We start from the raw sequence: 9,877 nt of genomic DNA on the forward strand, positions 1-9,877 counted from the left end.
AGGACGGTACCCGCATTTCGGATCCGGTGGAGCTGCGCGTGCAGTCCGTGCCGGGGCTGTCCTCCCGTGGAGTGACCATCATTGCCGGGCTGCTGCTGGGCATCGGCGCGGCCGGCAAGATGCTGTGGGACCGCCGGAGTGGGCGCGCCTCTAAGCGCAAAACGGCCACTGCTCTTCGGCCTGCCCCGCGACCGCAGGAAGGCGATCAAAACTAGACACGCCCAGAGCTCCGTTAGGGAATGCACGGTTGTTGCATAAAGATGGAGTAGTGACTTCTGAGCAAGAGAGGGATGACCAACCGGCTAGGCCCTCGGCCGGACAGCGCGGACGTTTCCGTGCGACCCAGCCGCCGGCGCTAGCGCCGAAGAAAGACCGCGCGAAGGCTGGAGCGCCGACGGGTGGAGACGGGGCGTCACAAAGCCCTACAGAGGTAGCCCCGACCTCCTCGAGCGGCCAGGGCCAGAGCAACGGTAGCCAGAGCGGCCAAAGCAACAGTGCCCACAACGGCGACGGCACGACCGCGGCTCAGGGCGCGGCAGCCACGGCGGCAACCGCGGGCACCGCGACCGCAGCCAGTGCGAGCGCCCCCGCGACCGCAGCCGACGAACCGACCGGCGGCAGAGACAACAGTGGCAGCAGTGGCAGTGCCGGCGCCGGCAACACAGACGGCCAGAGCCAAAAGCAGAGCGACGAGCAGATCGTCCGCGACGGCGGCTCCATGGCTATCGCCACCCTGATCAGCCGCATCACGGGCTTCCTGCGCACGGTGTTCATCGCCTCCGCGCTGGGCGGTGCGGTGGCCAGTGCCTTCAACACGGCCAACACGCTGCCGAACCTCGTGACCGAGCTGGTGCTCGGCGCCGTGCTGACCTCCCTGGTGGTGCCCGTGCTGGTGCGCGCCGAGAAGGAGGACGCGGACCGCGGCGAGGCGTTCATACGAAGACTCTTGACGCTCACGTTCTCGCTGACCCTGGTGATCACCCTGGTCTCCGTGGCGTGCGCGCCGCTTCTGGTGCGCATGAGCCTGGATTCCGAAGGCCACGTGAACATCGGCATGTCCACGGCGTTCGCCTACCTGGTGCTGCCGCAGATCATGTTCTACGCCATGTTTGCCGTGTTCATGGCGATTTTGAACACCAAGGGAGTATTCAAACCCGGCGCGTGGGCGCCCGTGGCCAACAACGTGGTCACGCTCGCTGTGCTGGGGCTGTACATGTTCCTGCCACGGGATACGAAGCTGCAGCCAACGGACAACGTGACCATTACCGACCCGCACGTGCTGCTGCTGGGTCTGGGCACTACCGCGGGCGTGGTGATGCAGGCGCTGATCATGGTGCCCTTCCTGCGCAAGGCCGGCATTAACCTGCGCCCGCTGTGGGGCATCGACGAGCGACTGAAGTCCTTCGGCGGCATGGCCATCGCCATCGTGGTGTACGTGGCGATCTCCCAGGTCGGCTGGCTGCTGAACAACCGCATCGCCTCCGACACGTGGGAGGTCGCGCCGACGATCTACATGCAGGCGTGGCAGCTGCTGCAGATGCCCTATGGCGTGATCGGCGTGACGTTGCTGACGGCCGTTATGCCCCGCCTGTCCCGCAACGCCGCGGAGGGTGACGACAAGGCCGTGGTACGCGACCTGACCGTCGCCTCGAAGCTGACGATGCTGGCGATGGTGCCGATCATCGTGTTCTTCACCTGCTTCGGCACTCTGATCTCCGCCGCGCTGTTCGCCTACAAGGAGTTCTCCCTGGAGGACGCGAACGTGCTGGGCTGGACCATCAGCTTCTCCGCGTTCACCTTGATCCCCTACGCCCTGGTGCTGCTGCACCTGCGCGTGTTCTACGCCCGCGAGGAGGTCTGGACCCCCACCTTCATCATCGCGGGCATTACCACGACGAAGCTGACCTTCGCCTACATCGCCCCGCAGATCGCCACCGAACCACGCCTGGTCGTGGTGCTGCTGGGTGCGGCCAATGGCCTGGGCTTTATGGCCGGCGCGATCATCGGCGACCGCCTGCTGCGGCGCTCGCTGGGGGACCTGCAGTTCCGCAAGGTGACGAAGACCGTGCTGTGGGCGCTGGGTTCCTCGCTGATCGGTGCATTGGTCGCCTGGCGCGTGGATGTGCTGCTGACGCACTTCGCCTTCCCGGCGCTCGCCAACCCCTGGTTCGTCATCCGCCTGCTCATCGCCGGCGTGCTGTTCCTGGGCGTTACCGGGCTGATCCTGGTGCGCGCCCCGCTGCCGGAGATCCAGACCCTGGTGGGTGCCCTGTCGCGCATCCCGGGTATGTCGCGGGTTCTTCCTTCTCGACGCCCACTTCCCAGCGACGAGCAACCCATCGAAGTGGACCAGCCCCGTCGCCTGTCGGCCCAGGAGCTGGCCGCCCGGGAGGCCATTGCTCTGGACCACATGATGGCCGGCGTGGCGCTGCCGCCACTGGCGGCGGGACGGGTGCGCGGTCCGCGCCTGGTGCCAGGCGCTCCGCTGCTGGAGGGTCGCTACCGCCTGCTTGCCGACCACGGCGGTTGGTCCGCCGCCCGCTTCTGGCAGGGCCGCGAGCTGGCCACTGGCGACATCGTGGCTTTGACCATCATGGATCCAGTTGCTTATGCCCGCTCGCAGGCCGACCCTGGGGTATCCGTGCCCGTCAACGGCGTGGAGGTGGCGCGTGCGAAGGACGAGATGCTGCGTCTCTCCGCGAAGCTGAAGCAATTCGACGTACCGGGTATGGCGCAGGTCAACCGCGTGATCGACTACGGCAACCTGGTGGTCATTGTGTCCCGTTGGGTACAGGGTTCCCCGCTGACCACCGTGGCGGAGAGCCAGCCGGAGCCGCTGGCGGCTGCCTTCGCCGTGTCTTCCCTGGCCGACGCTGCCGCGCAGGCCGAGGACAGCGGCACTTCGCTGGGCTTGGATCACCGCGACCGCGTGCGCATCGGCACCGATGGCGCGGCCGTGCTGGCCTTCCCGGGTGTACTGCCGAACGATGACACGGCGCAGGATGCACACGGCGTGGCCGTGGCGCTGCGCCTGCTGCTGGAGCACGTTCCCTATGAGGAGGTGCCGGAGAACCTCACCCGTACCTACAAGAAGATCTACGAGCTCGACGGCGAGAAAGTGGGTCCGGAGGACCTGCGCAAGGTAGCGAAGGATCTGCGAGAGCTGCAGGCTGGCGGGCTGGCCATCAAGGAGGATTCAACTCCGGACCCGAGTGCGCAGTCCGGCTTCGGTGCCCGCAGCAACCGCCCAGTGGGCATGGCAGCCGCTGCCGCCATCGCGTTCGTCTCCGTGCTGGTTATCGCCGCGCTGGTTGCAGCGGTGGTCAGTGTGGTCGGCGGCGACCGGAAGGATTCGCCGCTGTCCACCGACTCGTTGCGCCAGGGTGCGCAGGCAGTCCGTGGGGTGGACCCGGCGGAGGTTCCTCTGAGCCGTCCCCTCGAGTGGCTGCCCTCCGACGTGAACTGGCCGCTGGACCGCCCGGATCTGGCACGCCTGATCACCGATGACGACCCGGAGACGTTCTGGCAGTCCAACCCTGCATCCGTGCAGCTGGGCGGTGAACCTGGCACCACGAAGCCCGGAATTGGTCTCTTGATGACGCTGCCAGAGGGCACCGCCCTGTCACAGGTTCAGCTGCGCGGCTTGACCCGGGGAACCACCCTGGAGCTGCGCCTTGCACAGGCCGACACCGACGGTAAGCTGACCTCCCTGGATCAGACGACGCTGCTAAAGACCGTGCACGCGGACTCCACCGACGCGACCGTGGATCTGGCCGGCATGGGCGCGGATCACGCAGACACCACCGGCGACTCCGGCTGGGGTGTCGGCCACGAGAGTTCCTCCGCTACGCCGGGTGAAGGCGCAGGCGAGGGCAGCGGCGGCAGCGGCGACAGCAAGAACGAAGACGCCGCGGGAAGCCAAAAGGGCCGTGAGAAGGGTAGTGAGAAGGGCAAATACGATACCGATAAGGTCAGCGCCGCCAAGGGCAACCGCCTGCTGATCTGGATCACCGGCCTGCCGCTGCCGAGGTCCGCCACGCTGGCAGAGGTTACCGCCGTCGGAAACTGGCTAGACCAGACCAGCGACGAAGATGCCGGCGATGCTGGCGCCGGTGACGCTGGCGAAGCCAACACGGAAGAGGGCTCCCGCCCCGCACGCCCCGCACGCCCCGTACAGCCCGTCGGATAGCCGATCGGACAGACGCTCGGAACGCCCGCGCCCCCATAGCGCATCACGGCGCCTGGCTCAACTGTGAAGTTCACAATGAGGCAGGCGCCGTTCCCAGTTATCCACAGGCCAGGAACTTCAAACCCACAATCTGCCCGCCGAAGAATAAAGTGTGGAGCACGGGGGTCGCACGGCTCCCGTAGACACACTAGGGGGAAGATGATGCTGGGGGCGTCACAAACAACAAAGAGCAATACACGGCCAGCGCAACAAACCGACCACGAGCTGCTGCGCGGCCACAACGAGGGGCAACCCGGCGCGTTCCGCGAGCTGATCGACCGCCACCAGCGCACGTTGTGGTGGGCGGTGCGGCGAGTGAACGTGCCCGAGGCTCACCAGATGGACGTTTACCAGGAAGGACTGCTGCGCGTGCACCGCTTCGCCGCGCGCTTCAACGGGGAACGCTCCGCCAGCGTGAGCACCTGGATGGCCACGATCATGCGCAACGCGGCACTGTCGTACATGCAGCGCTACAGCCGCGAAGCACAGCCGGGGCGCGAGGATTTCAACGAGCGCACGCGGACGCTGCCCGCGCGGGGGATGCGAGAGGAGGCGACGGTCGCCCGGCTGGATGTGCACCGCAGCCTGCGGCAACTCTCGCCCGAGATGCGAGACGTGATGGTGCTGACGGAGATTAGAGGGCTGAGCGAGGCCACAACCGCGGAGCAACTGGGGATTCCCGTGGGCACCGTGAAATCGCGGAAGAACCGAGCGAAGCGGATGATGTGCGAGCACCTCGGCGGGGCAGGGGAATACGGATTGGCCGTGGCCGGTTAGACTGGGGTGAACAACATCTTCGACCTCAAAGGATAGATATGAACCAGCCATTCCTGCAGGCCAGCGGTATTCTCAGCAATGATTCGAAGGCCGCGGACGCGGATAACGCCAGCGCCACCAGTGCAGACGGCGCTGCGAACGTGGAGGCAGGCAAGGTTCACGACGTCATCATCATCGGTTCCGGTCCGGCCGGCTATACCGCCGCCGTGTACGCAGCGCGCGCCGAGCTGAACCCGGTGGTTTTCGAGGGCGTAGAGTACGGCGGCCTGCTGATGCAGACCACCGAGGTGGAGAACTTCCCGGGATTCCAGAAGGGAATCATGGGGCCCGACCTGATGGAAGAGATGCGCGCCCAGGCCGAGCGTTTCGGCGCTGACCTGCGCCAAGAGGACGTGGAGAAGGTCGACCTGACCGGCGAGATCAAGAAGGTGTGGGCCTATGGCGAGGAGTACCAGGCCCGTACGGTAATCCTGGCTACCGGTGCTGCCCCGCGCTACCTGCACGTTCCCGGCGAGCAAGAGATGCTGGGCCGCGGCGTATCCGCCTGTGCGACGTGCGATGGCTTCTTCTTCAAGGACAAGCAGATCGCCGTGGTGGGCGGTGGCGATTCCGCCATGGAGGAGGCCGACTTCCTGACGAAGTTCGGCGAGAACGTCACGATCATTCACCGTCGTGACGAGTTCCGCGCTTCCAAGATCATGGAGGAGCGCGCCCGCAACAACCCGAAGATCAAGTTCCTGACCAACGCGAAGGTCGTGGAGGTCAAGGGCGACAAGTCCGTGGAGACGCTGGTGGTGGAGGATACCCAGACCGGCGAGCAGAAGGACGTTGCGATGGATGCCATGTTCGTCGCCATCGGCCACGACCCGCGCACTACGGTCTTCGAGGGCCAGGTGGAGCTGCAGGAGAACGGGTACGTGAAGGTCGAGGAGCCCTCCACCCGCACAAGCCTGTCGGGCGTATTCGCAGCCGGCGACCTGGTGGATTCCCACTACCAGCAGGCCATCACCGCCGCTGGCTCCGGCTGCCGCGCCGCCCTGGACGCCGAGGCTTACCTCGCCACCCTGTAGCGGATCAGACACGTTCGGTCACCGTTAGGTAACTATGGCCGGTCGGGCATAGGATATTTACACGTTGAAGGGTAACCTCCAACCTAAAGAAAAGAGCCCCTAACCAGGAGGTTTGTCGCCACTATGTCCGACATCGTGAACGTCACCCAGTCCAGCTTCAAGTCCGAGGTCGTCGAGGCTACCCAGCCTGTTCTTGTCGACTTCTGGGCCGAATGGTGCCGCCCTTGTTTAGCTATGACGCCCATTCTCGACGAGCTGGCGGCGGAGTTCGATGGCAAGGCGAAGATTGCCAAGGTGAACGTCGATGAGGAGCGCATGCTGGGCGCTATGTTCCAGGTCATGTCCATTCCCGCCCTTATGATTTTCAAGGACGGGGAGAAGGTCGCGGAATTCACCGGCGCTCAGGATCGGGACACGCTGCGATCTGCGATTGAAGCACAGCTTTAGAAAACAGCTGATAAAACACGCCTGAGCTGCAAGTAAAGCGGATCGGCGGATTTGTCCCTAGAATTGCACCTATGACTCGCCACTGTCGGCGAAAGATCTTAAATGTGATTTGTCTCACAGTGGATACAGTGGCTTTAGTGCCGCGAAATTTTGAAGAATTGGAGTGTTGAACCCAGTGGATCGTTTGCTTCTCCGGGTCGGCGATCGCAGCCCGCGCGTCGCCGAGGTCCGCGGCACATTGGCGCGCCTCGGTCTGCTGGAAGGGTATGAAGGCGATACGACCGGCAGCAAGTCGCAGCGCTGGACCAGTAAGGAAGAAGTTTTCGACGAGGCGCTAGCGGAGGCACTGAGAGCTTTCCAGCAGCAGCGTGGCATCATTGCCGACGGCACCATCACTCCCGGCACATTGCGTGCGCTACGTGAGGCCTCCTACACCCTGGGGGCACGTGTGCTCTCGCTGCAGGGCAACCAGTTCGTCGGCGACGACGTGGCACAGCTGCAGACTCAGCTGCACGACCTGGGCTTTTACACCAGCCGTGTGGATGGCCACTTCGGTCCGCGTACCCACTCCGCCGTGGTGAACTACCAGCTGAACTACGGGCTGAATAACGACGGGGTTGTCGGCCCAGACACACTGCGCGCACTGTCTTACCTGGGGCGAAGGATCACCGGCGGCTCGCCTCAGTCCATCCGTGAGAAGGAACAGATTCGCTCTGCCGGACCGCAGCTGACCGGCAAGCGTGTGGTCATCGACCCGGGCCTGGGTGGCTCGGACAAGGGATACATCGTTGACGGCCCCTTCGGACAAATTTCGGAGGAGGAGATCCTCTGGGACCTCGCCGGCAGGGTAGAAGGCCGTATGATCGCAGCGGGGATGGAGACGATTCTTTCGCGCCCCCGGTCTGCCAATCCCACTAACCAGGATCGTGCCAATATCGCGAATGCTTTCGGCGCGGACGTCATGATTAGCCTGCGTGCCGATATTTATCGGAATGAGAAGGCCAACGGCGCGGCTACGTTCTACTTCGGCTCGCTGACGGGCTACTCGTCGATGGTGGGCGAGAAGCTCTCTGGCTTTATTCAGCGCGAGATTGTGGCCCGCACTCCGCTTCAGAACTGCTTTAACCACGGTCAGACGTGGGACATTCTGCGCCTGACCAGCATGCCGACGGTGCAGGTCGTACCCGGTTATCTGACCAGCCCCAAGGATGTTGAGATCCTCACTGATCCTGCGATGCGCGATACCATCGCCGAGGCCATCGTTGTGGCCGTGAAGCGCCTATACCTGCTAGATAAGGATGTCCACGCTACTGGCACCTTTAGCTTTGTGGAGCTGCTACAGGAAGAGCTTCCGAACAAGTAGATTCTGCACCGGACTGGGCGCGGAAACCCGGTTGCGCGTCTCGCATTGTCCAGGAGTTCCGAGCGTTTCCGGAGTTTCAAAGCTTCCGAGCACTCCAGGTGCTTTTGGTGCCCGGTTGCCACCGATAACCGTGGAAAGCTTCTCCGGTCCGTTGACCTGTGCGTGATCCTCCTCAGCGAAGTCCCCAAAAAGGCTATGCGATCCGCTGATCTCAAAGCGATAGCGCGGGAAGTGTCGGTGATGCTTGACCACCTTGAAACCTTCCGCCTCGAGGATGTCCTCGGAGAGCATCGGGGCGCTATCCAGAATGTCCTCGTCTACCCCGTGGGTTTCCGCGGCGGTCTTCCAGCCCCGGTAGGATTCGGGCACATACTTCAGGGATTCAAGGGCACTGTACCTGTACTTTTGCCCCTCTGTGGTTCCGCCTACTGCTCCCTCTAAACCTGCTATGCCCTCTGACCCTGCTGCTCCCTCTGAGGTCTCCCTAGATGTGTCCTCTGACGTCTCCTCTGGAAGGTCCTCTCGTGCCTCCCCAGCTGTCTCTTTCGATGCCGGATTCTGCTCCTCTGGTGTCCACTTAGGCTCCTCCGGCTCTTCCTGGGTCGTCGGCCACGGAGCCTCACTGAGCTGCCTAGCAAGTTCCTCGTCAAAGTCCTCAACTCGAGCGAAGGCCTCCACGGCCTTCACTCCGCGCCGGTGCGCCTCGGTAAGCACGGTATCGATGAGTTGATGCTCTAGGTACAGACCCATGTACGGCACAGCCACGTGCACCGTGCTCAGAAGGATTGCATCAGGGGAAATTGGCGCAGTTGGCAGGTTCGCAATGCCCTGCATATAGCGCGCGGGGGCAAAGAATACCGTCGCAGCAGGGACCGGTCGCGTACCTGCGTCTCCGGTGCCGACGAATGCCGTGTAGCCGCAGATTCCCCATTCCAGGAGGACGTTCTGCAGCCATACCTGCTTATCAAATACCGGGTCTTTGGACGAACTATTCTGCTTCTCGTAGCCCGGGGGGAGCGCCCAGAATGTAGATGCCGCAGCACTGGGCTCGAGATCTTCGGAACACTGAGGAGTGATGGCTTTAATGTGTACTTCCACAGCGCTCCTTTCTGTTCATTGAAGACATCCAAGAGTCCCTGAAAGTAGCGAGTCTGGAATGCACTATCGGCTGCGTGCGGTTGGTTTCTACGAAGATCCTATAGGGCACCAATTGTTCCCGTGGCAAATTCGCTAGTTTTTTGCTTCACAAAACCCCGATGTTTCACGTGAAACATCGGGGTTCAAAGTGGACGATTCAGCACTTAATAGTGGTTATCCACTCGGCGATTCACCGCACGACCCGGGTGAGTGGGCTCCTCTTTGGCGTACCCGGCTGCCACTACGAGTGCGATTGAACGATCATCACGCCCCTCGAGGCCAATTGCCTTCTTGACGCCCTCTTCGTTCCAGCCGGTGGTGGGGGAGGTGGCAAGTCCCTGTTCCTGTGCTGCAAGAAGCAAGAATCCAGCAACAAGCATGGCATCCCTGATACCAATTTCGCGCAGCTTCTCCGGGGACGCGGAGCCATTGAAGCCACGAACCTTCTCCGTAAGCTCTGCTCCCAGAACCTCTTCAGCGTCGTCAGGCACCACCTCGGAGCGACCGACCACAACAAACACAACCGGAGCATCCAGGAACTGCTGTTGCCCCGAGGCATCGAAAATCGCCTGCTTAACGGCCTGATCCTGGACAACTACCAGGTCACGCATCTGCGCGTTGAACGCGCTAGGGGCTTCGAGAGCATTTTCAACTACGCGATCCAAAATTTCCGTAGGAATCGCCTGGTAGGTGTACCGGCGCGTTGCTCGACGAGAAGAAATGGCTTCGGTCACGGTCAAAGACATAGAAATTTGCTCCTTTTCTTAAGGTTAACTTGCGCTGGTTGGCTATGCGGTGATCCAGTTTGTGTGGGTTAGCCCTGCGGTTGTTCGCTTAGTCGGGGTTGGCAACATG

Annotated in this window: 8 protein-coding genes; 6 read left to right on the plus strand and 2 right to left on the minus strand. The window is 62.9% G+C overall.

The annotated features are described in order from the left end of the window. From Q0331_RS00540 to Q0331_RS00565, 6 genes are all read left to right on the plus strand, one after another. Nucleotides 1-215 (plus strand): hypothetical protein (locus tag Q0331_RS00540; RefSeq protein WP_298073920.1); only part of this gene is annotated, 215 nt, incomplete at its 5' end. Nucleotides 216-268: 53 nt separating this feature from the next. Beyond that, on the plus strand, nt 269-4,189 hold the full coding sequence (locus tag Q0331_RS00545) for a murein biosynthesis integral membrane protein MurJ (protein WP_298073921.1): 3,921 nt from the start codon (nt 269-271) through the stop codon (nt 4,187-4,189). A 201-nt stretch (nt 4,190-4,390) separates the two neighbouring features. Beyond that, nucleotides 4,391-5,005 (plus strand): RNA polymerase sigma factor, encoded by a 615-nt coding sequence (locus Q0331_RS00550; protein ID WP_298073923.1) that lies wholly within the window; start codon nt 4,391-4,393, stop codon nt 5,003-5,005. 38 nt (nt 5,006-5,043) lie between these two features. Continuing rightward, nucleotides 5,044-6,075 carry a thioredoxin-disulfide reductase gene (trxB, locus tag Q0331_RS00555; RefSeq protein WP_298073925.1) on the plus strand — a complete coding sequence of 344 codons (1,032 nt, stop codon included), beginning with the start codon at nt 5,044-5,046 and terminating at the stop codon, nt 6,073-6,075. A 123-nt stretch (nt 6,076-6,198) separates the two neighbouring features. Next, a complete protein-coding gene (trxA, locus tag Q0331_RS00560; protein ID WP_035003263.1) occupies nt 6,199-6,522 on the plus strand; it encodes a thioredoxin in 324 nt (107 codons plus the stop codon). A 175-nt stretch (nt 6,523-6,697) separates the two neighbouring features. Next, entirely contained in the window at nt 6,698-7,885 is a 1,188-nt protein-coding gene (locus Q0331_RS00565) for an N-acetylmuramoyl-L-alanine amidase (protein WP_298073931.1), read from the plus strand. On the opposite strand, the gene Q0331_RS00570 is transcribed toward Q0331_RS00565, so the two are convergent. Continuing rightward, nucleotides 7,859-8,983 (minus strand): hypothetical protein, encoded by a 1,125-nt coding sequence (locus Q0331_RS00570; RefSeq protein WP_298073927.1) that lies wholly within the window; start codon nt 8,981-8,983, stop codon nt 7,859-7,861. The genes Q0331_RS00565 and Q0331_RS00570 overlap by 27 nt on opposite strands. 203 nt (nt 8,984-9,186) lie before the next feature. Then, complete coding sequence (locus tag Q0331_RS00575) at nt 9,187-9,768, minus strand: nitroreductase family protein (RefSeq protein ID WP_298073929.1); 582 nt, start codon at nt 9,766-9,768, stop codon at nt 9,187-9,189. Nucleotides 9,769-9,877: the final 109 nt, after the last annotated feature.

It is taken from the genome of uncultured Corynebacterium sp. (assembly GCF_937999985.1).
GTDB lineage: Bacteria > Actinomycetota > Actinomycetes > Mycobacteriales > Mycobacteriaceae > Corynebacterium.

Bases quoted from the DNA above. Each gene is read 5' to 3' on its own strand.
- trxB (WP_298073925.1), top strand. From the start codon at position 5,044: ATGAACCAGCCATTCCTGCAGGCCAGCGGTATTCTCAGCAATGATTCG.
- trxA (WP_035003263.1), top strand. From the start codon at position 6,199: ATGTCCGACATCGTGAACGTCACCCAGTCCAGCTTCAAGTCCGAGGTC.
- Q0331_RS00550 (WP_298073923.1), top strand. From the start codon at position 4,391: ATGCTGGGGGCGTCACAAACAACAAAGAGCAATACACGGCCAGCGCAA.
- Q0331_RS00575 (WP_298073929.1), bottom strand. From the start codon at position 9,768: ATGTCTTTGACCGTGACCGAAGCCATTTCTTCTCGTCGAGCAACGCGC.